Below are 23,306 nucleotides of genomic sequence, written 5' to 3' on the forward strand. Positions count from 1 at the left end.
TAATCGCGAGTGAATATCATTTAAGGGAGGACCAGACCTTGCACAAGATCGAAGTATTGCTGGCAGATGACAATCGTGAATTCACCAATTTATTATCCGAATACATATCGGATCAAAATGATATGAACGTAAGCGGAGTAGCTTATAACGGTGAAGAGGTATTGTCTTATTTCGAAGAAGGCAGAAAAGTACCTGATGTTCTAATCCTTGATATTATAATGCCTCATCTGGACGGCTTAGGCGTACTGGAACGCATTAAAGAATTAAATATTACGCCAATGCCCAAAATCATCATGCTGACTGCATTCGGTCAAGAGAACATCACCCAAAAAGCCGTTCAGCTTGGCGCATCTTATTACATTTTGAAACCGTTCGATATGGAAATACTCGCAAATCGGATTCGTCAATTGGTTGGCAATTCCACGTTTGCTTCCTCGGCATCGTTTAGCAGTTCTGCCGCAACAACAACGGTCAAATCAAATGTCGTGCCACTTGCCAAAGGCAAAAATCTCGACGCCAACATTACAAGCATTATTCACGAAATTGGTGTTCCTGCCCATATCAAAGGTTATCAATACCTGCGCGAAGCGATTACGATGGTGTACAATAACATCGAAATTTTGGGAGCCATTACAAAAACGTTGTATCCTGCCATTGCGGAAAAGTTTAAAACAACGCCATCCCGCGTTGAACGCGCCATCCGCCACGCTATTGAGGTAGCCTGGACGCGCGGCAATATCGACAGCATCTCGCACCTGTTCGGCTATACGATTAACATCAGTAAATCCAAGCCGACCAACTCCGAATTTATTGCGATGGTAGCTGATAAGCTCCGGATCGAACACAAAGTTAGCTAAAGAATAAAACCGCTATTTATTATTGGTTCTGCCCAATATGAAGGCGGTTTTTCTTTTCAGGGCAAAAACAACACCCCGCCATACTCCAGGAGTAGCAGCGGGGTGTTCTATGTTCGTTTATGCTTGCGGTTTAGGCGGTCTTGGGCGTTTCGGACGGAATCTTGGGGCTACGTAATTGCGTTTGCGGTCGCGGAAGAAGATCCAGCCGCCGATAAACCCAACTCCAATGGCAAAGAGTACAAGTCCAAATAGAAAGCTTAGCCAAGCAAAGTCTGGCTTAATGGCATCGTTTCCAAAATCGGAGAAGTAATTAAAAAGGGCATTTTTCATCTTAAGAAAACCGATACAGGCGGCAATGCCGGGAATGACGAGCAGCAGTACGGCAACTAGACGGGCAGCAACTAATCTCATATGTATGACGATCTCCTTGTTCCGTAATTGAACATTCCTTCCTATGATACCTTTTTCTGCAGGCAGTGTCTATTTCGGAAATTTAACGATGTAAATCGATTTGAAAAAAGGTACAATAGGACGAGTGGTAAAAGAGTTGTCACTAAACAGCTGTACATAATAGCTTGCCTGCAACAATCTTAAAGCGAACGCTTTCGAAGTATGAATCATCACGATCACCGCAGTACGGCCATTGTGGTGATAAATCATTTCAGGAGGGAATACATAATGACAATCCAAGTGGATGTAGCTGTGCTTGGCGGCGGCCCCGGCGGATACACAGCAGCGATCAGAGCTGCTCAGCTGGGCAAAAGCGTAGCTATTGTGGAGCTCGATAAGTTGGGCGGCACTTGCTTACATAGAGGATGTATACCAAGCAAATCGCTGCTTCGCAGCGCGGAGGTTTACGCGACTTTGCTTGAAGCGGATAAATACGGAGTTTCGGTTACAGAGGGTGCTCTGTCACTGGATTTCAATAAAGTTCAGGACCGTAAAGAAAAGACGGTTGAACAATTGCATCGCGGCCTTAAAGGCTTGATGAAGAAGTATGATATTCAGATTATTAACGGCAAAGGCCGCATTATAGGTCCTTCTATTTTTTCGCCCCGCAGCGGTTCATTAGCCGTTGAACTGGCTGACGGAGAGATGGAATCGGTCGTTTCGACGAACCTGATTATCGCAACAGGCTCACGCCCTCGTCATCTGCCGGGGCTAAAACCGGACGGCGTGCATATCTTGTCCAGCGACGATGCTCTTCAGCTTGAGAAGCTTCCGGAATCGATGCTAATCGTTGGCGGTGGCGTTATCGGGGTGGAATGGGCTTCGATGCTGCAGGATTTTGGCGTTCAGGTAACCTTGGTGGAGGTTGGCGCAAGACTTCTTCCTGGCGAAGATGCGGAGGTGTCGGCAGAGCTGACAAGATTGCTTCGCCGCCGCGGAGTGCGGGTTCTCACGAATGTCCAGCTCAAAACCGAAGAGCTCTCGATAAACGGAGATGAAGTATCCATTACAGCAGAAACTTCCGAAGGAAATATTATGCTTACAGCAAGCAAGCTGCTCCTGTCTGTCGGCCGTCAGGCGAACATTGAAAACATCGGTCTCGAAAATACGGATATTCAAACCAAAAACGGCGTCATCTATGTCAACGAATTCGGTCAAACAACCGAGCCTCATATTTATGCGATTGGCGATGTCATTGGCGGCGTACAGCTTGCGCATGCGGCATCCCATGAAGGCGTTGCTGCAGCCGAGCATATTGCGGGACATAAGAAAGAGTCGGTTGATCCCAATCTGATTCCGCGCTGCATCTATTCCCGCCCGGAAGTGGCTTCTTACGGTTTGACCGAAGACGGCGCCCGGACGAAAGGGCATGATATTAAGACCGGTAAAATTCCGTTCGCCGCAATTGGCAAAGCTCTCGTGCTCGGCGAAGCAGACGGATTCGTCAAAGTAATTGCAGACCGCAAGACCAATGACATTATTGGGGTTCATATGATCGGTCCGCATGCGACGGATCTGATTTCGGAGGCCTCGCTTGCCGGACTGCTTAATGCAACGCCTTGGGAAGTCGGTCAGCTTATTCACCCGCATCCAACCTTATCCGAAGCTCTTGGGGAAGCTATGCTTGCCATTGACGGCAAATCGCTCGCTCTCTAGCGAAGGATTTTCTTTTTCGGCCGAATGCGGTTATAATAGGTAATATCAAGTCTTAGTACCTGGTTTTAAAATCAGGTTAAAGGAGGCACAACCTCATGAGTCAATCAACCGAACAAACCTTTCGTCATAACGAATTAGGCTTAACTAACGAACAGGCTCTTGAAATGTACGCAATGATGGTGCTCGCCCGCAAATTCGACGAGCGTAATTTATTGCTGCAAAGAGCGGGTAAAATTAATTTCCACGTCTCCGGCATCGGCCAAGAGGTTGCGCAAGTGGCAGCTGCCTTCGCGCTTGACCGGGAGAATGATTATTTCCTGCCTTATTATCGCGATTATGGATTTGTCCTTGCCGTCGGCATGACGGTAAAAGAATTAATGCTGTCTGTTTTCGCGAAAGCGGAAGACCCGAACAGCGGAGGCCGTCAGATGCCTGGCCACTTCGGAAGCAAGCGCCTCCGGATCGTAACGGGCTCCAGCCCGGTTACGACGCAGGTGCCCCATGCGGTGGGCATTGCCTTGGCCGCGAAAATGAAAAACAAACCGATCGTCAGCTTTGTAACCTTCGGGGAAGGCTCAAGCAACCAGGGCGATTTCCACGAAGGATGCAACTTTGCCGGAGTACATAAACTTCCGGTCATCCTCATGTGCGAGAACAACCAATACGCGATCTCGGTGCCGGTGAGCAAGCAGCTCGGCGGACGTGTAGCTGACCGTGCCCTTGGTTACGGCTTCCCGGGCTACCAAGTTGACGGAAATGACGCCCTCGAAGTATTCCGGGTAGTGAAGGAAGCGCGCGAACGCGCGATCGCCGGCGAAGGTCCAACGCTTATTGAAGCGATGATGTACCGCCTGTCCCCGCATTCTACTTCCGATAACGATCTTGCTTACCGTACGAAGGAAGAAGTTGACGAGAACCGCGCGAAGGACGGAATCCCGAAATATAAAAGCTATCTGGAAGAATGCGGCCTCTGGAATGAAGAGCTTGAAGCTGAGCTTCAGGCGCGTACCCGCAAGATGATCGATGAAGCAACGGAATACGGCGACAACGCGCCATTCCCGGCGCCAGAATCCGTACTGTTGCACGTATACGCGGAGGAGGGACGCTAAGATGGCAAAAATGGATTATATCGATGCGATTCGGTTGGCAATGAAAGAAGAGATGGAGCGAGACGACGACGTATTCGTGCTAGGGGAAGACGTTGGCGTAAAGGGCGGCGTATTCACGACAACCAAAGGGCTGCTTGAGCAGTTCGGCGAGATGCGCGCTCTTGATACGCCTCTTGCCGAGTCCGCTATTGCAGGGGTTGCCATCGGTGCAGCCATGTACGGCATGAAGCCGATTGCGGAAATGCAATATTCGGACTTCATGTTCCCGGCAACTAACCAAATTATAAGCGAAGCGGCAAAAATCCGTTACCGCTCCAATAACGATTGGAGTTGTCCGCTTGTTATCCGCGCGCCAATCGGCGGCGGCATTTTTGGCGGCTTGTATCACTCGCAATGTCCGGAATCGGTATTTTTCGGCACGCCGGGCATCAAGATTGTAGCGCCTTACACGGCTTACGATGCAAAAGGGCTGTTAAAAGCGGCTGTCCGTGATCCCGATCCGGTTATCTTCTTCGAAAACAAAAAATGCTACAAGCTTATTAACGGCGACGTGCCGGAAGATGATTATATTGTTGAGATCGGGAAAGCCAACGTGCTGCGCGATGGCGACGACATTACCGTTATCGGGTACAGCATGCCTCTCATGTTTGTTGAGCAGGCTGCTGCAGAGCTTGCGCAAGAAGGCATCAGCACTCATATTCTTGACCTTAGAACGCTGCAGCCGCTTGACAAGGAAGCCATTCTTGCGGCAGTCCGCAAGACGGGCAAAGTATTGATTATTCATGAAGACAACAAGACTGGCGGCGTAGGTGCGGAAGTATCGGCTATTATTGCGGAAGAGCTGCTGTATGAGCTGGATGCTCCAATCCAAAGACTTTGTGGTCCGGATGTGCCGGCAATGCCGATTAACCCGCCGGGCGAGAAGTTCTTCTTGCTCAACAAAGACAAAGTAAAAGAAGCAATGCGCAATTTGGCGCTATACTAAGCGACAAGTACGTGTCAGGTAGGGAGATGGATAATTAATGAAATCGGTGAAGGAGATCGTCATTCCTCAGTTGGCGGAATCGCTGGTCTCGGCGACTATTGATAAATGGCTGAAGCAGCCGGGTGACCGGATTGAGATGTATGAACCAATCTGTGAGCTTATCACGGATAAAGTAAGCGCGGAGCTGCCGTCCACGATTGCCGGCACGCTGGTTGAGATTCTGGTTGGCAATGGCGAGACCGTACCGGTCGGGTCTCCGGTATGCCGTGTAGAGACGGAAGTTGCTTCATCCGCATCGGAAGCCGAGGGAGCATCGGAAGCAGCTAAAGCTGCCGTAACCGCGGAATCGGCGGATGAAGGCGACCAGTCGATGCGCAACCGCTTCTCGCCGGCTGTCCAGCAGCTTGCGGCTGAACATGGCGTCCGTCTGGCTGATGTGCCGGGAACGGGACTTGGCGGAAGAATTACGCGCAAGGATATTCTGGCTTACGTAGCTTCCGGTGCGGGACAAGCGCCTGCGTCTGCAGCGGCCAGGCCGGTGGCCCCTCCGCCAAGCACAACCGTATCGGAGGTGCGTTCGTCCGGCCTGCATTTAACGGAGACGCCTCGCACGCCAACCGTACCTAGTCAAAGCGCCTCCATTCCGGGCCGTGGGGAAGACTTCATCGACGTATCGCCGATCCGGAGCGCAATCGCCCGCAATACGATGTTAAGCGTAAATGAAATTCCGCATGGCTGGATGATGATTGAAGTCGACGTTACCAATCTGGTTCAGCTTCGCAACAAGGTAAAGGATGAATTCATGAAGCGCGAAGGCATTAATCTGACGTATCTGGCCTTCGTCCTGAAGGCTGTCGTTAATGCTTTGAAGGATTTCCCGATCATGAACTCCATGTGGGCCGTCGATAAAATTATCGTTAAGCGGGATATCAATATCTCCCTTGCGGTAGGAACCGAAGAGTCCGTCGCGACACCGGTTATCAAAAATGCCGACCATAAGACGATTGCCGGCCTCGCGCGGGAAATCGATGATCTGGCACGCCGCGGACGCGAAGGCAAGCTGACGCTCAGCGATATGCAGGGCGGTACCTTTACCGTCAACAATACGGGTTCCTTTGGTTCGATCATTACGAATCCGATTATTAACTATCCGCAGGCAGCTATTCTGACCTTTGAGTCGATCGTGAAACGCCCTGTCGTGATCAATGACATGATTGCGATCCGATCCATGGCGAATATGTGCTTGTCGCTTGACCACCGCGTACTGGACGGCGTTATTTGCGGCCGCTTCCTGCAGCGCGTGAAAGACAATCTTGAAAGCTTTAACGTAGATACGAAATTGTACTAGAAGAAACGGGGTAATCCAGCATGACTGACACGGCATCTAAACACGTGGAGCGGCATTTGGAAGCCCGATATATACCAATGATCGGTTATGCGGAAGCTTGGGAGATGCAGAAATCGATCGTGCGGCAGATCAGCCAGGAGGAGCGTCAGGAGACGCTTCTCCTTCTTCAGCATCCGCCTACATATACGCTGGGCACGGACCGTCATCACGAGCATCTGCTGCTAAGCGAGGACGAGCTGAACGAGCGCGGAATATCGGTCTTCGAAATCGACCGCGGCGGGGACATTACTTATCATGGGCCGGGACAATTAGTCGGTTATCCGATGCTGTTCCTGCCGATGGAGGGATTGGATCTGCATGCGTACCTGCGCAATGTAGAGCAGGCAATAATAAATTGGCTGGCCGAATATGGTATAGAAGCGGGGAGAAAGCCGGAATATACGGGTGTATGGGTCGGCAATGAGAAAATCGCCGCAATCGGCGTGAAATTCAATCGTGCCCGCGATCGCGGCGGTTTTGTAACAAGCCATGGCTTTGCCTTGAATATTGAGGCGGGAATAGGCAACGAGGGCTTTAGCGGCATTATTCCATGCGGCATTCAGGAGTATGGGGTAACATCCTTTAACGACTTGTCCGGCGTTACCCTGTCCGTCGAAGAGGCAGCGCGGCAGCTGTTGCCGCATTTCTGCCGTGTATTCGGATTTTCGACTCCCGCCCTGCTAGAGCAGAGAGCTGAGTGAAGCAACAAGCGTCGTAATGACAAGGGCGGTAACAACAAGAATAGCAACTAGACGAATAAGCTTTTGCATTTTCAAGGGTAAAAACTCCTTTCTTTTAAAAAACAAGCTCCCGTCTATTGTAATCGAAAACAGAGAGCGGAGGAAATAGTTATGGTGAATCAGGAACGGATTGTCAGCGAGTTTATCGAACTCGTCAAGGTAGACAGCGAGACGAGATTCGAGCAGGAAATCAGCAAAGTGCTGAAAGCAAAGTTTTCGGAGCTGGGTCTTTCCATTGAGGAAGATGACGCGATGGAAAAAACGGGGCATGGCGCAAACAATTTGTTCGCTTATTTGGAAGGTACTGGAGAAGCAGGCGCGCCTACGATTTTGTTTACTTCCCATATGGATACCGTAGCGCCCGGAAACGGCATCAAGCCGCAAATTGACAGTGACGGTTACATACGAAGCGATGGCACAACGATACTCGGCAGCGACGATAAAGCTGGGCTTGCTGCCATGCTGGAAGCGATCCGCGTGCTCAAGGAAAACAACATTCCTCATGGACCGATCCAATTTGTCATTACCGTCGGAGAGGAATCCGGTCTTCTTGGCGCACGGAATATGGATGCCTCCAAGCTGAAAGCATCGTTTGGTTATGCGATAGATTCCAACGGTTCGATTGGGGATATGGCCGTCGCAGCGCCTACCCAAGCGAAAGTCATCATGAAGCTGCATGGCAAGTCGGCGCATGCCGGCGTAAATCCGGAAGATGGCATCAGCGCGATTCAAGTAGCCGCAAAAGCAATCTCCCGCATGCCGCTAGGGCGCATTGACAAAGAGACAACGGCTAATATCGGCAGCTTTGAGGGCGGCGGCGCGACCAATGTCGTCTGCGATTTCGTGAAGCTGGTAGCGGAAGCGCGCAGTATCGTGCAGGAGAAGCTGGACCGTCAGGTGGACGCCATGCGCGAGGCGCTGGAGAGTGCGGCGGAGGAGTTTGGTGCAAGAGCGGAATTTGAAAGCCAATTAATTTACCCAGCTTATGTCCATGACGATCATTCGCCGGTTGTCCAACTGGCCAAATCGGCGGCAACGGCCATTGGACTTACGCCGCGCACGTTCCATTCCGGGGGCGGCAGCGACGCGAATATTTTCAATGGTCTCGGCGTGCCTACGGTCAATCTGGCCGTTGGTTACGAGCATATCCATACAACGAAGGAACAGATCAAGGTCGTTGACCTTGTGAAAATTACGGAGCTCGTGATCGAGATCATCAAACAAGCCGCTAAAGGTTAACAACGGTGAATAAACGGCTTGTCCAAGGCAGGATAAGCCGTTTATTTCGTTTTTTGCGGGGACAGCAGCTTTTGAAGCGGGATATCCATTCGGGAAAGCTTGCGGAGCTGGCTTTGAATTTCCCAGGCTTTTCCGACGAGTCTCAGTTCATTATGCGTTAGATATTGTTTCATCCTTCACACGCTCCTTTGCGTATTTCGTATATGCAATGGATATGTAAGAAGGGGACAAGTTATTCCGTATTTCATCATTCGAAGAACAGGGGAGAATCAGGATGACTCAGAACAACGAGCTTTGGCGGGAAGAAACTATCAGCACGCAACCTATTTTCGAGGGGAAAATGATTACGCTTCAGGTGGACACCGTAGCGATGCCGGATGGCCGTACGGCTACGCGCGAGATTGTAAAGCATCCGGGTGCGGCAGCCGTTATGGCGCTGCTTGACGGCAAGCTGCTAGTTGTCGAACAGTTCCGCAAGCCGCTGGAGAAGTTCCAGATCGAAATTCCCGCAGGCAAGCTGGATGCCGGAGAAGATCCGATGGAAGCCGCGGCACGCGAGCTGGAAGAGGAGACCGGCTACAAGTCTGACAGCCTGAAGCTTGTCAGCGGCTTTTTCACCTCGCCCGGCTTTGCCGACGAGAAGCTGTACCTGTATTTCGCGGAAAATGTGACGGCGGGCACGCAGCATACGGATGAGGATGAGTATTTGCAGGTAGAAGCGATTACGCTGGAGCAAGCGGAGGCTTATATTGCGGAAGGCCGGATCAGCGACGCAAAGACGATACTGGCCGTGTATGCATGGAAGCTTTATCTGTTAACGGGTACGATCTAAAACTTGTCCCGACCGCTCTCTTGGACGTCATACGGTGAATAAAGGGAACATACACTTTATCATCAGGACAAGAAGGGAGAGTGTTCCATGCGTTCGCCAGCTTTTCAAGACGCGGTAAAAAACCAGCTGACCTTGTATGTATTCGTCGCCGTACTGTTTGTTGTAGGAGCCATATTCGGCGGGCTGATGGTCAACGCTTTGACACTGGAGCAGCAGCAGGATTTGGCGGCGGATGTGAATCAATATATCAGGCTGGTGAATGACGGCGTAACGCCCGATGCGGCGCAGTCGTTCTGGGACAGCTTTATCTTTCATGGCAAATGGCTGTTTTTGTTGTGGTTTCTAGGCATATCGGTAGTGGGGATTCCGTTCGTGCTTGCGCTGGATTTTCTGAAAGGGGCGCTGGTCGGCTTTGCGGTAGGGTCCTTAATCTCCCAGCATGCCTGGAAAGGCGTGTTGTTCTCGCTAGCCTCCGTCGCTCCGCCGAATCTGATCGTAGTGCCGGCCATTATGATAACCAGCGTTGCGGCCATTACCTTTTCGACCTATGTCATCAAAAATCGCCTGCTCCAGCAAAAAGGAACTTTGGCTCCTCAAGTCGCGGCGTTTACGTCTACGGCACTGCTTATGCTGCTGCTTTTGGCCGGTGCATCTTTGCTGGAAGCGTATCTTTCGCCTTACTTCATGCAGTGGGCGGCTCCTTTACTGACAGGGGCTGCAACAGCCGTCTAACGGCAAAATGTTTGACTTTAGGAATGGTTAACCCCTATAATGAAAGCAAACGTTTCCTGATGTTGGCGCAGACATGTGGTAGGGGGGAAATCATGGAAGCCCGGATTGAGAAGATAAAACAACAGTTGCAGTCGCAGGGCTACAAATTAACCCCGCAGCGTGAAGCAACCGTTCGCGTATTGCTTGAGAATGAAGAGGATCACTTAAGCGCCGAGGATGTATTCATGCTCGTAAAGGACAAGGCCCCGGAAATCGGACTCGCTACGGTATACCGTACGCTCGAATTGCTGAGCGAAATGCATGTAGTCGAGAAACTTAACTTTGGTGACGGCGTTGCCCGCTATGACCTTCGTACGGATAGCAGCAAGCACCATCATCATCATCTGATTTGCGTGCAGTGCGGCGCAATGGACGAGATCAAGGAAGATTGGCTTCTTCCATTGGAGGAACGGCTGGAGCAGGAATACGGCTTTACCGTTATCGACCATCGTCTCGACTTCCAAGGCGTATGTCACCGTTGCAACGCGAATAATGACAAAACAAATGAATAAACGGCTTTGCTGCCCAGCGTAACTGGACGGCAAAGCCGTTTTGGCGTTTTTTGGGCGTTATATGCGATCCAGCTGCAGGAGGCCGGCTCCTTGTTTGTTCTCGCTCTCGGACGGAAGCGGGTGCGCCCAGCTCTTAAGCTGCTCCGTTACCTGGGTTGGGCTAAGTCCCGACTGCTTGGATAACAGGAGGGCAACGCCGCCAGCTGCATGCGGGGAGGACATGCTGGTGCCGGACAGCGACATGTATCCGCCATTCAGCCATGTGGACTTTATCTGCTCGCCCGGTGCGGCAAGGTCAATGCCGGAGCCGCGGCTGCTAAAGCCGGTTACTTTATCCGACAGGTCGGTAGCGGCGATGGCCATTACTTCGGGAAATGATGCAGGGGCGTCAATCATGCCGTTATCTTCCGTGCCGGAGTTGCCGGCAGAAGCCACAATGACGATTCCTTTATTATAGGCTTTCGTAATTACGTCCCGCAGCGCTCGGTTTACGGAAGTTCCTACAAGGCCAAAACTCATATTGATGACATCCATCTTGTTGCGGATGCACCAGTCAACGCCGGAGATGATGCTCGATACGTATCCGCCGCCGCGGCTGTCCAGCGCCTTAATGGCATAAAGCTCGACATCGGGGGCTACCCCTTTAATCCCGTCCAAGCCTTGGGCTGCGGTGATTCCCGCGACATGAGTGCCGTGACCGTTATCATCCGCGTAGCTGCCGCCTCGAATCGTATTGACTCCTCCAGCGATCCGCAGGTTGGGATGCGCTGCAATTCCCGTATCGATAATCGCGACCTTTATCTTTCCGCCGGTAACCCGCGGCCAGGCTTCATGGGCTTTGACGCGGCATATATTCCATGTCAGCTCGGGCGGGCATGCCGACATTGCATGGACCTTTTTGCTTCTCGCCGATGTCTTATGCTTCCTGAAGAGATGAACCCGGATCCGGACATCGCTCTCGACCCTTTTTACCTCCGGGTGCCTCGCAATGGGTCTCCAAGGACGGCGCTTGTCGAAATGGCAGCCGATCGTTCGGAGTGCCGGCATCCGTTTGTAAGGCTTTAACCCTTTGATACGCAGCTTTCTGAGATATTTTTTATATGATCGATCCGTTTTGAAAGTAATTAATTTACGAAAAGTATTTCTGGATGGGACACGCTTTGAGCTAGTGAACAGCAGCTTTTCCAGCTTTGGCATATACATTCTCCTATTCGTTCTATATAAAGATCGTCAAAGCCAATGAAAATGTGCTTGTTCAGTGTATGGAGAGCCAGCAGCGTTCGTTATGGACACCTGTACGGAATAAAAGCACATATTTTTTGATCGGGCTGGAAAAGGTACGCTTATGGGCTAACATTTGTCCCTAAAGCTACATACAACATAGTAGATAGCGCGCCACATTCCAGGAGGGGAAGCTAATGATTATCGGCGTTCCGAAGGAAATTAAATCGAGCGAGTACCGTGTTGCGCTTACTCCGGCGGGCGTAACCATGCTGAAGGCGGCAGGCCATAAGGTGATTGTGGAGACGAAAGCCGGCGAAGGAAGCGGATTTGAGGATCGGGATTACGAGGCGGAAGGTGCTGAGATTCGAGGGAACGCATCGGAGGTATGGACAGAAGCGGATATGATCATGAAGGTCAAGGAGCCGCTTAAGGAAGAATACGCCTATTTTCGCGAAGGACTGATCTTGTTTACGTATTTGCATCTTGCCGCGGCACCCGAGCTTACGCGAGCTTTGATGGACAGCGGAGTAACGGGGATTGCTTACGAGACGATTCAGCTCGCAAACGGAAGCCTGCCCTTGTTAACGCCGATGAGCGAAGTGGCGGGACGCATGTCCGTACAGGTGGGTTCGCAGTTTCTTGAAGCTTTTAACGGCGGCAGGGGAGTGTTGCTTGGAGGCGTTCCCGGAGTGCCGCCCGCTGAGGTCGTTATTATTGGCGGCGGAATTGTAGGAACCAACGCAGCGAAGATAGCATTAGGCATGGGCGCTAACGTTGTTATTTTGGAAAAAAGCACAGACCGCATGAGATACCTGGATGATGTGTTTGGAGGGCGGCTTCGGACGGTGATGTCGAGTCCCTATAATATTGCGGAAGCTGTAGGAAAAGCGGATCTACTGATTGGAGCGGTCTTGATACCGGGAGCAAAAGCGCCGCATCTGGTAACGGAAACGATGGTGCAATCCATGAAAAAAGGCTCGGTTATTGTCGATGTCGCGGTTGACCAAGGCGGGTCGATTGCAACCGTTGACCGTCCAACCACGCACAAGGATCCCATCTATATCAAGCATGGCGTGATCCATTATGCGGTCGCCAACATTCCGGGTGCCGTTCCGCGCACGTCCACCTTTGCTTTAACGAATGTTACGATGCCGTATGCGCTTGATCTTGCAAGCCGGGGATGGGAGGCGATTAGAAGCAGCGTGCCGCTGCAGAAAGGCGTCAACACTCACAGAGGCACTGTCACCTATGAGCCTGTCGCTGAGGCTTCGGGACTCCCCTACACCTCCCTGCAGCGCTGGCTGGACAGCATCGCTTTCGACAATCTGGAGCCTTAACTTCAGGCGATTCCAGGCGTAATTAAAGGTATAACCGCAATGCCTCCTTCATAGATTGTTACGGATGGACAACCGTAAAATTAAAGGAGGAAGGCAGATGGTCCTCTCCCTGCGCAGATGGTTAAGCCGTATCCTGTTTGTTGTGATATTCACCTTATTGCTTTTGATCGTGACGGGCAGCTATCGCTGGCTGGTTGACGCGATTGCGCCCGTCCACCCTTATAGAGAGCCCAAAGGCGCTGCATTGAAGGTTTTCCAGGCTGATGCGGAAAAGGGCAGCATGGCGGATCGGCTAAGATGGTTTTATTGGTATGGGGAATGATATAACCTGTTATAAAATAAAGTGAAAAAGCAGGATTTGAACGGCCGGTTGTGGAATAGTTGGTTAGCAGGATAACTTGCCCGCAGACAAGGTCCATAGTCCTATGGCCTTGATCATCCTTCTTGAACGAAAGGAACCGGCATGAAAGCTCAAGTAGAATCCTTTATACAATATTTAATGAACGAGCGCGCCTTATCCAGCAGTACGCTGGAGTCTTACGGACGTGATTTGCAAGGCTTGCTCGACTATCTGGAACAGCAATCGATTGCGAATGTGGCCGACGTGGGGCGTCACCATTTGTCGCATTATTTACTGCGTCTGAAAGAGAGCGGACGCAAGACTTCGACAGTATCGCGGCATATCGCGTCCATACGTGCCTTTTTTCATTATTTGGCGGTAAATGGGTATATTCAGCTGAATCCCGCCATCTACATAGAGTCCCCCAAGCAGGAAAAGAAAGAACCAAGCGTGCTGTCGATGGAGAACGCCGGCCAGCTGCTTGAAACGCCTCAGCCGGTTACGGCTGCCGGGAAGCGGGACAAAGCAATGCTGGAACTCCTGTATGCCACCGGGATACGGGTGTCCGAGCTGATCTCGCTTAATGTGGACAGCGTGAATGCGCAATTAAACATCATTCGATGCGTAGGCAGCGGCATGAAAGAACGGATTATCCCGTTTGGGCGAATGGCGGCAGCTGCCCTTGACGATTATTTGTCGAATGGCAGAGCGGAGCTGCTCCGGCAATCGGAGGACGAGCCCGCTTTGTTTCTCAATCAGCTTGGCACCCGGATGACGAGGCAGGGCTTCTGGAAGATGGTTAAGAAATACGCGAAGGAAGCGGGAATCTCCGATGAGATTACACCGCATACTCTGCGCCATTCGTTTGCGGCGCATCTGCTGGAGAACGGGGCTGATCTTCGGGCGGTCCAGGAGCTGCTTGGCCATGCGGACATTTCGACCACCCAGCGTTATACGAAGGTCTCCAAGGTGAAAATGAAGGACATATATTCAAATGCCCATCCCCGGGCTTGATTGCAAGAATGGCAACGAGAAGCGTGCTGCCATTCTTTAGGTTTACGCTTACGAAGTAAGAATGGCAACAAAAAATCGTGCTGCCATTCTTTTTAGGAGGATACCCATGAAATTTGATCGTATTGCAGTAATCGTATTAGACAGCGTCGGCATCGGCGAATTGCCGGATGCGCCGTCCTTCGGAGACAGCGGTTCCCATACCCTTGGCCATATTATCGAACGCGTGCCTTCCATTCAACTTCCGAACCTGCGCCGCTGGGGACTTGACCGGATCGCCGATCTGGCGGACTGGAAGCCGGAAGGAGAAGCAGCCGCTTATTACGGCAAAATGGCTGAAGTCTCGGTTGGCAAAGACACGATGACCGGTCATTGGGAGCTGATGGGGCTTAACATTACCGTACCGTTCCAGACTTTCCCGGAAGGCTTTCCGGCTGAACTGATTCAGGCTTTTGAGAAGCGTACCGGCCGCAAGGTAATCGGCAACAAGCCGGCCAGCGGCACCGAGATTCTGGATGAGTTAGGCGCGGAGCAGATGCAGACAGGGGCCTGGATTGTTTATACGTCCGCCGACAGCGTGTTCCAGATTGCGGCTCACGAGGACGTTATACCGCTCGAGGAGCTGTACCGCGGCTGCGAGATTGCCCGTGAATTAACGATGGACGAGCGGTTTGCCGTTGGACGGGTTATCGCTAGGCCGTATGTCGGATCACCCGGCGCTTTCAAGCGGACGCCGAACCGTCACGATTATGCGGTAAAACCGCCCGAAGCTACCGTCCTGAACCTGCTGAAGGACAACGGGCTCGATACCATCGCCATCGGCAAGATTAACGATATCTTTGACGGCGAAGGGATTGCGGCGACAACGTCGACCAAAAGCAACGCCGACGGGATTGCCCGTACGGTTGAAGCATTGAAAAAACCGTTCAAAGGTTTGCTGTTCACCAATCTTGTCGATTTCGATTCCCTGTACGGACACCGGCGCGATCCGGAAGGTTACGCTAGAGCCCTGGAGGAGTTTGATCGTGCGGTACCGGAGCTCGAGAGCACGCTTGGGGAACGAGACCTTCTAATCGTAACGGCCGATCACGGCAATGATCCAACCCATCCGGGAACCGACCATACGCGAGAATACGTACCGATTCTGTTGTACAGCCCGGCATTTGCAAATCCGGAGCGTCTGGACGCAAGAGCAACCTTCTCGGATCTCGGCGCTACAATCGCCGAAAATTTCGGCGTTCCGACGCCGCCAAACGGCGCAAGCTTTTTAAGCTTGCTGAAGACCAAAGAGTAATAAGAATGAAGAGGAGGAACTAACGATGAGTTCAACTACAATGACAGCAGCGCAGATTAAGGAGGCTGCTTCTTTTATCGCCGGCAAAGTACAGGTGAAGCCGGAGATTGGCCTGATTATGGGCTCCGGGCTTGGCGTGCTTGGCGATCATATCGAAAACCCGGTTACGATCGACTATAGCGAGATTCCGCATTTCCCGGTTTCAACGGTTGAAGGCCATGCGGGGGAGCTGGTAGTCGGAACCCTGTCAGGCAGAGCCGTCGTGCTTATGCGCGGCAGATTCCATATGTACGAAGGATACGGACCTGAGCTGACGGCATTTCCTGTTCGCGTCATGAAGGCGCTTGGCGTGTCGTCCTTGCTGGTAACAAATGCGGCAGGCGGCGTGAATCTCGATTATGAGGCCGGCAACCTGATGTTGATCTCCGACCATCTGAACATGACGGGAAAAAACCCGCTGATCGGTCCTAATGACAATGAGCTAGGCGTAAGATTCCCGGACATGTCCGAAGCCTACAGCAAGCGTCTGCGCGCGATTGCCCGCGAAACGGCGGCTAAACAAGGCCTTAAGCTGCAAGAGGGCGTTTATGCAGGGCTGCTTGGGCCAACGTACGAGACGCCTGCCGAAATTCGCATGCTGCGCGTATTGGGTGCGGATGCTGTCGGCATGTCGACTGTTGCGGAAGTCATTGCTGCCCGCCATTCCGGCATTGAGGTTCTCGGTATTTCCTGCATCAGCAATATGGCGGCAGGGGTGCTAGACCAGCCATTGTCGCATGACGAGGTTATAGAAACGACGGAACGCGTAAAAGCTGAATTTTTGGCGCTGGTGAAGGAAGTCATCCGACTTTTTTAGTAGATCTTTGTAATAAAAATGTAACATTCGGCTCGACGGAATATGACAGTATTTGATGGCGGGATCGTCGTATAATGTCCATGATTATGCGATGATGGAGTGGAGAAAAAGTGGATAAGCTATTACTCGTCGAAATCGAGCAGCTTAGAGGGAAAATGGTTGAAAAAGCAATGAAAAAGAAAACATTTGTACATCGTGAGGTGCTCCAGCTGAGTCAGATGCTGGACGAACTGATCGTTCGGCAACAAATGCTGCGGGCGCATTCTCATAAATGACTGCGCGGCAGAAACGGAGTGAATAACATGCGAGCAGTAGATCTAATACAAAAGAAGCGGGACGGCGGAGAGCTGACTGCAAAAGAATTGACGTTTCTGGTGGATGGCTATTGCGATGGGGACATTCCGGATTATCAGATGTCGGCTTGGGCTATGGCGGTACTCTTCCGGGGAATGACACCGGCCGAGACGGCGGCGCTTACGCTTGCCATGGCGAATTCGGGAGACCAGGTAGATCTGGCTCCGATTGCGGGAGTAAAGGTAGACAAGCACAGCACGGGCGGCGTAGGCGACAAAACAACGCTGATTATTGCCCCGCTTGTTGCATCCGTTGGCGTTCCGGTTGCCAAAATGTCCGGCAGAGGACTTGGCCATACCGGAGGAACTATTGACAAATTGGAATCGATTGCAGGCTTCCAGACGGAGCTGACGAGGGAGAAATTCCTCGAACAAGTGAATGAGCTTGGCTTATCGGTAATCGGACAAAGCGGAAATCTGGCACCGGCAGACAAGAAGCTGTACGCGCTGCGGGATGTGACGGCTACCGTCGAATCCATTCCGTTAATCGCGAGCTCTGTCATGAGCAAGAAGATCGCGGCAGGTGCCGATGCCATCGTGCTGGATGTGAAGACGGGAAGCGGCGCTTTCATGAAGACCGTGGATGATTCCGAGAAGCTGGCCCAGGCCATGGTGGATATCGGTACCGAGGTCGGCCGGCAGACGGCTGCTGTCATTAGCGATATGGATCAGCCGCTTGGCTTCGCTATCGGCAATGCTCTGGAAGTCCGGGAAGCTATTGAAACGCTGCAGGGCAACGGTCCCGCGGATCTTACCGAATTATGTCTTACCTTGGGCGCGCATATGGTTGTTCTTGGCGGAAAAGCTTCGACGGTTGCAGAAGCGAAAGGGCTGCTTCAAAGCCAGCTTGACAATGGCGAAGCCTTAGCCAAATTCAAGCAGTTTGTCGCCGCGCAAGGCGGCGATGCGTCGGTCGTGGATGACGTTAATCGGTTACCGCAGGCTGCGGAGCTAGTTGAGGTAAAAGCCGCATCCGCAGGGTATATCGCTGCGATTGATGCGGAAGAGCTTGGAATCGCAGCGATGCTGCTGGGCGCCGGCCGGGCAACGAAGGATGCGTCCATAGACTATTCCGTCGGCATCACGATCCGCAAGAAGGTTGGGGATTCGGTGAGCGAAGGCGACACGCTTGCCGTGCTTCATACGCGCGCTCAGGATTCCGCCGTGGAGGAAGTTTTGAATAAGGTCCGCGAAGCTTACGCCGTAGCGGCCGAGAAGCCTGAAGGACGTCCGCTTCTCTTATCCGTAGTTACAGCAGAAGGAACGAAGCGCTACTAGTCCCGTTTCATATAACGCCGTACTCCCTTAGGGAGTACGGCGTTTTTTTGTTAGGTTCGACATCTATTTCCGTGGAATAATTTTCTTGAAAGAGGTCAAGACTGGAGAAGACAATATAGCCCAATTGCGGTGTAAAACTTATGCGACAAGAACCGCATCATCTTTGAAGGAGACCTGCACAATGAAAAAAGTTTGTACGAAGCTGTTCATTCTATTTGCTGCATTTGCCCTAACCGCAATGCCGGCTGCTGCTAACGCCAATGCCGTAACTAGCGCGAAAGAGCCCGTTCCCGGCGCTCAAGGCCAGCAGCAGACCGCATCGCTTGATCTAGCACCTTCCGCGCGCTCCGCGGTCCTGATGGATGCGGACAGCGGAACCGTTATTTACGAGAAGGACAGCAACGTCAAGCTTCCTCCCGCGAGCATTACGAAAGTCATGACGATGCTGCTGATCATGGAAGCATTGGACGACGGGAAAATCAAATTGACCGATAAGGTGCCAACTAGCGAATACGCGGCATCTATGGGCGGTTCCCAAATTTTCCTGGAACCCGGTGAAGAAATGACGGTTGACGAAATGTTGAAAGGGATCGCGATGGCTTCCGGCAACGATGCCTCTGTCGCCATGGCGGAAAAACTCGCGGGTTCCGAGCAGCAATTCGTTGTGATGATGAATGAGAAGGCGCAGCAGCTTGGCTTGCAAAATACGCATTTTGCCAACTGCAATGGGCTGCCGGCTGCCGATCATTACACTTCCGCGCATGATATTGCCGTCATGTCTCGCGAGCTGCTGAAGCATTCCGAGATTACGAAGTATACCGGCTCCTACCAGGATTATTTGCGCAAGTCATCGGAAAAACCGTTCTGGCTCGTAAATACGAACAAGCTTGTAAGGTTCTACAGCGGTGCCGACGGACTCAAAACAGGCTTCACGAATGAAGCGAAGTTCTGTTTAACCGCAACGGCTAAACGCGATAATCTGCGAGTGATCGCGGTTGTAATGGGCGAGCCAAACACCAAAACAAGAAATGCCGAAGTATCGCAGATGCTGGACTTCACATTCGCGCAATACACGACCCATCCGATCTTCAAAGAAGGGGACACGATGGGAACGATCAAGGTCGAGAAGGGCGCAGTACGGGAAATTCCGCTGGTTGCTAAGCATCCTTATAGCATTTTGCTCAAAAAAGGAGCGGCTACGCAGGATATCCGTTACGAGCTGCAAATCGATCAACCGCTTAAAGCGCCGGTTGCGATCGGACAATCCATCGGCAAGCTTGTCGTCTATCAGGGCGATCAGGTTGTGAAGGAGTTCCCGGTAGACGCGCCTCAGTCGATTGATAAAGCCGGTTGGTTCAAACTTCTTAAACGTTCCTTCGGCGGGCTTTTCTCTTAGCGCATTTTGTCAGCTTCTAGCGCTTCTCTTCTAGTTTTGTCGCCGTGCAGGAAACCTGGGGATTCGCGGAGAAATCGTAGTGCGATCCAATAGCGAAGCCCAAAGGAGTTGAACGGCGACAATGAGTCTGCAAGCAGAACTGGAGCATTACCGTAATGTATTGATCGTGCGTCTCCGCGGAGAACTTGACCATCATACGGCGGATATTGTCCGCAATAAGATGGAGGCGGAGATCATGAGAGGGGAAAGCCACCACATTATTCTAAGCCTGAAGGATCTGCAGTTTATGGACAGCTCCGGATTAGGCGTCATTTTGGGCAGATACAAGCAGATTCGCAGCAAAGGCGGCAAAATGGTCGTATGCGACGTGAACCCGAGTGTCTACCGCCTGTTTGAAATGTCGGGCTTGTTTAAGATAATGAGCATTTACGACAATGAAAGAATGGCGATTTCTAGTCTGGAGGTGGTCTCGTAATGGGACGCAACGAAATGACGTTATCCTTTAGCGCCCGGTCGGAAAATGAGGCTTTTGCCCGTATTGCGGTGGCATCTTTCGTGTCGCAGCTGGACCCGACGCTTGAAGAACTGAACGATTTGAAGACGGCAGTGTCTGAAGCGGTTACGAATTCGATCATTCATGGCTATGACAGCGATCCTGCCGGCAAGGTAACCATTGAAGCCTCCATTGACGGTGACGTGGTTTCCATTGCGATTTGGGATAATGGCAAGGGAATCGAGGATTTGGAGCTGGCGCGTCAGCCGCTTTTCACCTCTAAGCCGGAAATGGAACGTTCGGGCATGGGCTTTACGATTATGGAAAATTTCATGGACCGTTTCGAAGTAACCAGTGAGCTGGGCCAAGGTACGCGGGTAGCGATGCTTAAGCGTATTGAATCGAAAAAAGCGCTGTATAACTAGCGTATAGGGGTTGAACCTCATGGATGTCGATTTGAAGCAAACGGCTCAGCCGTATTTGGATGATGCGGAAGTCAAACGCTTGATAGCGTTAAGTCAATCCGGCGATACGATCGCTCGGGATACGCTTGTTCAATGTAACATAAGATTGGTTTGGTCAGTCGTGCAGCGGTTCATTAACCGTGGTTACGAGCCGGAGGATTTGTTCCAAATCGGGTGTATCGGGCTGCTGAAGTCCGTCGATAAATTCGACCTGTCCTATGACGTGAAGTTCTCTACCTATGCGGTGCCGATGATTATTGGCGAGATTCAGCGCTTTTTGCGTGATGACGGTACGCTGAAGGTCAGTCGTTCATTGAAAGAGACGGCGAATAAGGTTCGGAAAATGAAGGATGAGCTGTCCAAGACGCTTGGGCGTCTGCCGACGGTCAGCGAAGTGGCGGATCGGCTGGGCATCACGCCGGAGGATGTAGTCTTCGCGCAGGAAGCGAACAAGCCGCCGACTTCCATTCACGAAACCGTATTCGAGAATGACGGCGATCCGATTACCTTGATGGATCAAATAGCGGACGATTCCCAGGAGCGCTGGTTCGACAAGCTTGCCTTAATCGAAGCGATTGAGGGCTTGAGCGAGCGCGAGCGCCTGATCGTATACTTACGTTACTATAGGGATAAAACCCAATCCGAAGTCGCCAGCCGCTTGGGGATATCCCAGGTTCAGGTGTCGAGGCTGGAGAAGAAAATTTTGCAGTCTATACGAGAACAAATCGCGCAATAGTTGCGATTTGTTCTTAGTAAATACGCGAACAGATCGCCCACTAATGGCAATTTGTTCGTCGTAAATACGAGAACAAATTGCGCAATAACCGCGCAAAAAGACCAAATGGCCGCAGCCTTTTCAAGGCGCTGCAAAGCCATTTGGTCTTTTCCTTTTTGTCTCGCTCCAGCGGACAACCTTATTTCCATGCTTCTGCAGCTTGGCTTCAAACGCGGTTTTGTTCCGCTCGAAATCGTTTGTCCACTTGAACATCATACGGAGCATATGAAGATCGGGCTTGTAATGACAAGGCTCCAAACCAAGCTTTTGCTTTAAGAAGCGGGATAAGATTCTCCAGCGCCGTACCTTGAGCGGCGTATCCACAAAAATAATCTTCTCCGCCATCTGGTAAAGGAATTGGTAGGAGTCCCGGTCTGTCCCCTCCAATATCCATGATCCGTTACGGTCAATGTCCATAATGATTTCAAGCTGCTCTTCGGCCGTCCGCTTCGTTCTCCCCGATTCAATGCGATGATGAACGATAGCATCAAGCTCATACCAGGGAATACGAAGCTGCTCGGATAATTGCTTGGCCAGCGTCGTTTTGCCGCTTGCCACGATGCCGACAATAAATATTTTGTTCATCCCCGTTCCTTCCTCAAATTGTTCAAAAAACGTTTGGCCTCGCTTTCGGGCCAAAGTGGACTTGCCCGCTCCGCCCGATCCTATGATGGCAATTCGTTTCATTGTGTCCTCCAAAGGTTGATTGATCTTTACTAATTCCACCCGGCGAAGGTTAATCCTTGCGGGAGTTTCAATTTTTTACCTCTATAAGCATGACTATCCGGTATCTCCTTTTCTCATACTAACAGGGAAGTAAACCCTAAGCGGGAACAAAGGAATGATGACAGATGGAAGCAACTGAGCCATCCGCCCTCTATCTGCGACTGAAGAAGAAAGTAAGCATCCGGCCGGAGCGCAGCGTAACGCTGGGACAGGTGTCCAGGATGCTGGCGCCTAACGAGAAGCTGGAACAGGAGCTTAGCGAGCTTGTGCTGTACCGCCATCACAAGGGGGATGGTAACCGGGTCGTCATTGACCTGCTTCAGATCGTGCGGGTAGTCAGGGAAGCGGCTCCGGAACTATCCGTGGAAGCTTACGGCGATCCGCAGGTTCTTATCATGATATCCCCCAAACCGCAGAAGCCGCGTATTGCCGTGCTTATTTTCGCCTGGCTGCTGCTCTTTTTCGGAGCGGGACTTGCGATTATGAACTTCCACACGGATGTCAGCATGAAGGAGGTTCATATCCGGATCGTCGAGCTTCTGACCGGCAAGCGGACCGATCACCCTTTATGGTTCCAGATCCCGTATTCGATCGGAATTGGCCTAGGCATGATTCTGTTTTTTAACCATCTCTTCAAGAAGCGGTTCAACGAAGAACCCAATCCTCTGGAGGTGGAGCTGTATACGTATCAGGAAAATGTAAATGCCTACGTTATCGCGGACGAGATGCGCAAAAAAAACCGCCAGCACGGAGAGCGGTGCGATGACGATGGGTGATTGGCTGATGCACATATTCGTGATGCTGCTCGGTCTCTCCGGAGGGCTTGCGGTCGGCAGCGGATTGGTCGCTTTTTTGATCATACTCGATCTTATCCCTAGGCTTGCCCAGATCGCTTACGCCTATCGCGTGTCCGTATGGTTTGAGACGGCTGTTATTTGCGGTTCAATGTACTGGACGTTCGCCGACTTTCTGGATTGGCGGTTAACGCTGCCGAAAGCGATTATTCTGACGGTTTCCGGTCTGATGACCGGCATGTTCGTCGGCATGCTGGCTGGAGCATTGACCGAGGTTATGAACGTGCTGCCGATTCTGGCGAAACGAATGAATCTATCCGATTATCTGGTTGGTCTTGTGATGGCAATGGTGTTGGGCAAAACACTGGGTTCTTTGTTTGATTGGCTGTATTTCCAGTGGTAGCAAGTATAACAGACACGAAAGGTT

27 protein-coding genes are annotated in these 23,306 nt (G+C 51.6%); 23 read left to right on the forward strand and 4 right to left on the reverse strand.

Features of this window, described 5'->3' with window-relative positions; all coding sequences use genetic code 11:
- Positions 1 to 38: 38 nt before the first annotated feature.
- A complete protein-coding gene (spo0A, locus tag ACR9FF_RS11390; RefSeq protein ID WP_127494332.1) occupies positions 39 to 857 on the forward strand; it encodes a sporulation transcription factor Spo0A in 819 nt (272 codons plus the stop codon).
- 117 nt (positions 858 to 974) lie between these two features.
- Here spo0A and ACR9FF_RS11395 read toward each other — a convergent pair whose 3' ends face one another.
- Complete coding sequence (locus ACR9FF_RS11395) at positions 975 to 1,268, reverse strand: DUF2627 domain-containing protein (RefSeq protein WP_201003640.1); 294 nt, start codon at positions 1,266 to 1,268, stop codon at positions 975 to 977.
- 267 nt (positions 1,269 to 1,535) lie between these two features.
- Here ACR9FF_RS11395 and lpdA point away from each other — a divergent pair, with 267 nt between their 5' ends.
- From lpdA to ACR9FF_RS11425, 6 genes are all read left to right on the forward strand, one after another.
- On the forward strand, positions 1,536 to 2,963 hold the full coding sequence (gene lpdA, locus ACR9FF_RS11400; RefSeq protein WP_435171125.1) for a dihydrolipoyl dehydrogenase: 1,428 nt from the start codon (positions 1,536 to 1,538) through the stop codon (positions 2,961 to 2,963).
- 95 nt (positions 2,964 to 3,058) lie between these two features.
- A complete protein-coding gene (locus ACR9FF_RS11405; RefSeq protein WP_317980659.1) occupies positions 3,059 to 4,072 on the forward strand; it encodes a thiamine pyrophosphate-dependent dehydrogenase E1 component subunit alpha in 1,014 nt (337 codons plus the stop codon).
- Position 4,073: 1 nt separating this feature from the next.
- Positions 4,074 to 5,057, forward strand: a complete 984-nt coding sequence (locus ACR9FF_RS11410) for an alpha-ketoacid dehydrogenase subunit beta (protein WP_435171127.1) — start codon at positions 4,074 to 4,076, stop codon at positions 5,055 to 5,057.
- A 37-nt stretch (positions 5,058 to 5,094) separates the two neighbouring features.
- On the forward strand, positions 5,095 to 6,405 hold the full coding sequence (locus tag ACR9FF_RS11415) for a dihydrolipoamide acetyltransferase family protein (protein WP_435171129.1): 1,311 nt from the start codon (positions 5,095 to 5,097) through the stop codon (positions 6,403 to 6,405).
- 20 nt (positions 6,406 to 6,425) lie between these two features.
- Positions 6,426 to 7,145 (forward strand): lipoyl(octanoyl) transferase LipB, encoded by a 720-nt coding sequence (lipB, locus tag ACR9FF_RS11420; protein WP_201003632.1) that lies wholly within the window; start codon positions 6,426 to 6,428, stop codon positions 7,143 to 7,145.
- Between the two features lie 150 nt (positions 7,146 to 7,295).
- Positions 7,296 to 8,423, forward strand: coding sequence for a M20/M25/M40 family metallo-hydrolase (locus ACR9FF_RS11425; RefSeq protein WP_435171132.1), 1,128 nt, complete (start codon positions 7,296 to 7,298; stop codon positions 8,421 to 8,423).
- A gap of 41 nt (positions 8,424 to 8,464) precedes the next feature.
- On the opposite strand, the gene mciZ is transcribed toward ACR9FF_RS11425, so the two are convergent.
- Positions 8,465 to 8,596 (reverse strand): Z-ring formation inhibitor MciZ, encoded by a 132-nt coding sequence (gene mciZ / locus ACR9FF_RS11430; RefSeq protein ID WP_015843925.1) that lies wholly within the window; start codon positions 8,594 to 8,596, stop codon positions 8,465 to 8,467.
- 101 nt (positions 8,597 to 8,697) lie between these two features.
- On the opposite strand from mciZ, the gene ACR9FF_RS11435 reads away from it, so the two are divergent.
- The 3 genes from ACR9FF_RS11435 to ACR9FF_RS11445 all read left to right on the forward strand — a co-directional run bounded on the left by ACR9FF_RS11435 (position 8,698) and on the right by ACR9FF_RS11445 (position 10,538).
- Positions 8,698 to 9,255: an NUDIX domain-containing protein gene (locus tag ACR9FF_RS11435; protein ID WP_248756307.1), complete on the forward strand. Its 558-nt coding sequence runs from the start codon at positions 8,698 to 8,700 to the stop codon at positions 9,253 to 9,255.
- 87 nt (positions 9,256 to 9,342) lie between these two features.
- Entirely contained in the window at positions 9,343 to 9,987 is a 645-nt protein-coding gene (gene spoIIM, locus ACR9FF_RS11440) for a stage II sporulation protein M (protein WP_435171135.1), read from the forward strand.
- Positions 9,988 to 10,079: 92 nt separating this feature from the next.
- Positions 10,080 to 10,538 carry a Fur family transcriptional regulator gene (locus ACR9FF_RS11445; RefSeq protein WP_127494308.1) on the forward strand — a complete coding sequence of 153 codons (459 nt, stop codon included), beginning with the start codon at positions 10,080 to 10,082 and terminating at the stop codon, positions 10,536 to 10,538.
- Positions 10,539 to 10,595: 57 nt separating this feature from the next.
- Here ACR9FF_RS11445 and ACR9FF_RS11450 read toward each other — a convergent pair whose 3' ends face one another.
- Positions 10,596 to 11,735 carry a S8 family peptidase gene (locus ACR9FF_RS11450; protein ID WP_435171137.1) on the reverse strand — a complete coding sequence of 380 codons (1,140 nt, stop codon included), beginning with the start codon at positions 11,733 to 11,735 and terminating at the stop codon, positions 10,596 to 10,598.
- A 221-nt stretch (positions 11,736 to 11,956) separates the two neighbouring features.
- On the opposite strand from ACR9FF_RS11450, the gene ald reads away from it, so the two are divergent.
- The 11 genes from ald (at position 11,957) to sigF (ending at position 21,320) form a co-directional block, all read left to right on the forward strand.
- On the forward strand, positions 11,957 to 13,099 hold the full coding sequence (gene ald / locus ACR9FF_RS11455; RefSeq protein ID WP_127494303.1) for an alanine dehydrogenase: 1,143 nt from the start codon (positions 11,957 to 11,959) through the stop codon (positions 13,097 to 13,099).
- A 97-nt stretch (positions 13,100 to 13,196) separates the two neighbouring features.
- Entirely contained in the window at positions 13,197 to 13,421 is a 225-nt protein-coding gene (locus ACR9FF_RS11460; protein ID WP_127494301.1) for a YqzK family protein, read from the forward strand.
- 141 nt (positions 13,422 to 13,562) lie between these two features.
- Entirely contained in the window at positions 13,563 to 14,453 is an 891-nt protein-coding gene (gene xerD / locus ACR9FF_RS11465; RefSeq protein WP_127494299.1) for a site-specific tyrosine recombinase XerD, read from the forward strand.
- A gap of 106 nt (positions 14,454 to 14,559) precedes the next feature.
- Positions 14,560 to 15,744 carry a phosphopentomutase gene (gene deoB, locus ACR9FF_RS11470; RefSeq protein ID WP_435171140.1) on the forward strand — a complete coding sequence of 395 codons (1,185 nt, stop codon included), beginning with the start codon at positions 14,560 to 14,562 and terminating at the stop codon, positions 15,742 to 15,744.
- A 25-nt stretch (positions 15,745 to 15,769) separates the two neighbouring features.
- Positions 15,770 to 16,600 (forward strand): purine-nucleoside phosphorylase, encoded by an 831-nt coding sequence (locus tag ACR9FF_RS11475; protein WP_174806547.1) that lies wholly within the window; start codon positions 15,770 to 15,772, stop codon positions 16,598 to 16,600.
- A gap of 110 nt (positions 16,601 to 16,710) precedes the next feature.
- Positions 16,711 to 16,875 carry an aspartyl-phosphate phosphatase Spo0E family protein gene (locus ACR9FF_RS11480; RefSeq protein ID WP_015843935.1) on the forward strand — a complete coding sequence of 55 codons (165 nt, stop codon included), beginning with the start codon at positions 16,711 to 16,713 and terminating at the stop codon, positions 16,873 to 16,875.
- A 27-nt stretch (positions 16,876 to 16,902) separates the two neighbouring features.
- Positions 16,903 to 18,231 (forward strand): pyrimidine-nucleoside phosphorylase, encoded by a 1,329-nt coding sequence (locus ACR9FF_RS11485; RefSeq protein ID WP_435171143.1) that lies wholly within the window; start codon positions 16,903 to 16,905, stop codon positions 18,229 to 18,231.
- A 181-nt stretch (positions 18,232 to 18,412) separates the two neighbouring features.
- Positions 18,413 to 19,627 carry a D-alanyl-D-alanine carboxypeptidase family protein gene (locus tag ACR9FF_RS11490; RefSeq protein ID WP_127494293.1) on the forward strand — a complete coding sequence of 405 codons (1,215 nt, stop codon included), beginning with the start codon at positions 18,413 to 18,415 and terminating at the stop codon, positions 19,625 to 19,627.
- 121 nt (positions 19,628 to 19,748) lie between these two features.
- On the forward strand, positions 19,749 to 20,102 hold the full coding sequence (gene spoIIAA, locus ACR9FF_RS11495; protein WP_015843938.1) for an anti-sigma F factor antagonist: 354 nt from the start codon (positions 19,749 to 19,751) through the stop codon (positions 20,100 to 20,102).
- Positions 20,102 to 20,545: an anti-sigma F factor gene (gene spoIIAB, locus ACR9FF_RS11500; protein ID WP_127494291.1), complete on the forward strand. Its 444-nt coding sequence runs from the start codon at positions 20,102 to 20,104 to the stop codon at positions 20,543 to 20,545. The genes spoIIAA and spoIIAB overlap by 1 nt, the downstream gene beginning before the upstream one ends.
- 19 nt (positions 20,546 to 20,564) lie before the next feature.
- Complete coding sequence (gene sigF / locus ACR9FF_RS11505) at positions 20,565 to 21,320, forward strand: RNA polymerase sporulation sigma factor SigF (protein WP_015843940.1); 756 nt, start codon at positions 20,565 to 20,567, stop codon at positions 21,318 to 21,320.
- A gap of 120 nt (positions 21,321 to 21,440) precedes the next feature.
- On the opposite strand, the gene ACR9FF_RS11510 is transcribed toward sigF, so the two are convergent.
- Positions 21,441 to 22,046, reverse strand: coding sequence for a hypothetical protein (locus ACR9FF_RS11510; RefSeq protein WP_435171148.1), 606 nt, complete (start codon positions 22,044 to 22,046; stop codon positions 21,441 to 21,443).
- A 164-nt stretch (positions 22,047 to 22,210) separates the two neighbouring features.
- Between ACR9FF_RS11510 and ACR9FF_RS11515 the strand changes: the two genes are divergently transcribed.
- On the forward strand, positions 22,211 to 22,861 hold the full coding sequence (locus ACR9FF_RS11515) for a stage V sporulation protein AA (protein ID WP_127494287.1): 651 nt from the start codon (positions 22,211 to 22,213) through the stop codon (positions 22,859 to 22,861).
- Positions 22,848 to 23,282 (forward strand): stage V sporulation protein AB, encoded by a 435-nt coding sequence (locus ACR9FF_RS11520; RefSeq protein WP_248756315.1) that lies wholly within the window; start codon positions 22,848 to 22,850, stop codon positions 23,280 to 23,282. Before ACR9FF_RS11515 ends, ACR9FF_RS11520 begins: the two co-directional genes overlap by 14 nt.
- Positions 23,283 to 23,306: the final 24 nt, after the last annotated feature.

Origin of the sequence: Paenibacillus glycanilyticus (genome assembly GCF_051200795.1) — a bacterium.
GTDB classification, from domain to species: domain Bacteria; phylum Bacillota; class Bacilli; order Paenibacillales; family Paenibacillaceae; genus Pristimantibacillus; species Pristimantibacillus glycanilyticus.

Bases quoted from the DNA above. Each gene is read 5' to 3' on its own strand.
- ACR9FF_RS11450 (WP_435171137.1), bottom strand. From the start codon at position 11,735: ATGCCAAAGCTGGAAAAGCTGCTGTTCACTAGCTCAAAGCGTGTCCCA.
- ACR9FF_RS11460 (WP_127494301.1), top strand. From the start codon at position 13,197: ATGGTCCTCTCCCTGCGCAGATGGTTAAGCCGTATCCTGTTTGTTGTG.
- ACR9FF_RS11435 (WP_248756307.1), top strand. From the start codon at position 8,698: ATGACTCAGAACAACGAGCTTTGGCGGGAAGAAACTATCAGCACGCAA.
- sigF (WP_015843940.1), top strand. From the start codon at position 20,565: ATGGATGTCGATTTGAAGCAAACGGCTCAGCCGTATTTGGATGATGCG.
- mciZ (WP_015843925.1), bottom strand. From the start codon at position 8,596: ATGAAACAATATCTAACGCATAATGAACTGAGACTCGTCGGAAAAGCC.
- ACR9FF_RS11410 (WP_435171127.1), top strand. From the start codon at position 4,074: ATGGCAAAAATGGATTATATCGATGCGATTCGGTTGGCAATGAAAGAA.
- lpdA (WP_435171125.1), top strand. From the start codon at position 1,536: ATGACAATCCAAGTGGATGTAGCTGTGCTTGGCGGCGGCCCCGGCGGA.
- xerD (WP_127494299.1), top strand. From the start codon at position 13,563: ATGAAAGCTCAAGTAGAATCCTTTATACAATATTTAATGAACGAGCGC.
- ACR9FF_RS11475 (WP_174806547.1), top strand. From the start codon at position 15,770: ATGAGTTCAACTACAATGACAGCAGCGCAGATTAAGGAGGCTGCTTCT.
- ACR9FF_RS11490 (WP_127494293.1), top strand. From the start codon at position 18,413: ATGAAAAAAGTTTGTACGAAGCTGTTCATTCTATTTGCTGCATTTGCC.
- ACR9FF_RS11395 (WP_201003640.1), bottom strand. From the start codon at position 1,268: ATGAGATTAGTTGCTGCCCGTCTAGTTGCCGTACTGCTGCTCGTCATT.
- ACR9FF_RS11415 (WP_435171129.1), top strand. From the start codon at position 5,095: ATGAAATCGGTGAAGGAGATCGTCATTCCTCAGTTGGCGGAATCGCTG.
- ACR9FF_RS11405 (WP_317980659.1), top strand. From the start codon at position 3,059: ATGAGTCAATCAACCGAACAAACCTTTCGTCATAACGAATTAGGCTTA.
- lipB (WP_201003632.1), top strand. From the start codon at position 6,426: ATGACTGACACGGCATCTAAACACGTGGAGCGGCATTTGGAAGCCCGA.
- spoIIM (WP_435171135.1), top strand. From the start codon at position 9,343: ATGCGTTCGCCAGCTTTTCAAGACGCGGTAAAAAACCAGCTGACCTTG.
- spoIIAB (WP_127494291.1), top strand. From the start codon at position 20,102: ATGGGACGCAACGAAATGACGTTATCCTTTAGCGCCCGGTCGGAAAAT.
- ald (WP_127494303.1), top strand. From the start codon at position 11,957: ATGATTATCGGCGTTCCGAAGGAAATTAAATCGAGCGAGTACCGTGTT.
- ACR9FF_RS11520 (WP_248756315.1), top strand. From the start codon at position 22,848: ATGACGATGGGTGATTGGCTGATGCACATATTCGTGATGCTGCTCGGT.
- ACR9FF_RS11485 (WP_435171143.1), top strand. From the start codon at position 16,903: ATGCGAGCAGTAGATCTAATACAAAAGAAGCGGGACGGCGGAGAGCTG.
- ACR9FF_RS11445 (WP_127494308.1), top strand. From the start codon at position 10,080: ATGGAAGCCCGGATTGAGAAGATAAAACAACAGTTGCAGTCGCAGGGC.
- ACR9FF_RS11515 (WP_127494287.1), top strand. From the start codon at position 22,211: ATGGAAGCAACTGAGCCATCCGCCCTCTATCTGCGACTGAAGAAGAAA.
- deoB (WP_435171140.1), top strand. From the start codon at position 14,560: ATGAAATTTGATCGTATTGCAGTAATCGTATTAGACAGCGTCGGCATC.
- ACR9FF_RS11425 (WP_435171132.1), top strand. From the start codon at position 7,296: ATGGTGAATCAGGAACGGATTGTCAGCGAGTTTATCGAACTCGTCAAG.
- ACR9FF_RS11510 (WP_435171148.1), bottom strand. From the start codon at position 22,046: ATGAAACGAATTGCCATCATAGGATCGGGCGGAGCGGGCAAGTCCACT.
- spoIIAA (WP_015843938.1), top strand. From the start codon at position 19,749: ATGAGTCTGCAAGCAGAACTGGAGCATTACCGTAATGTATTGATCGTG.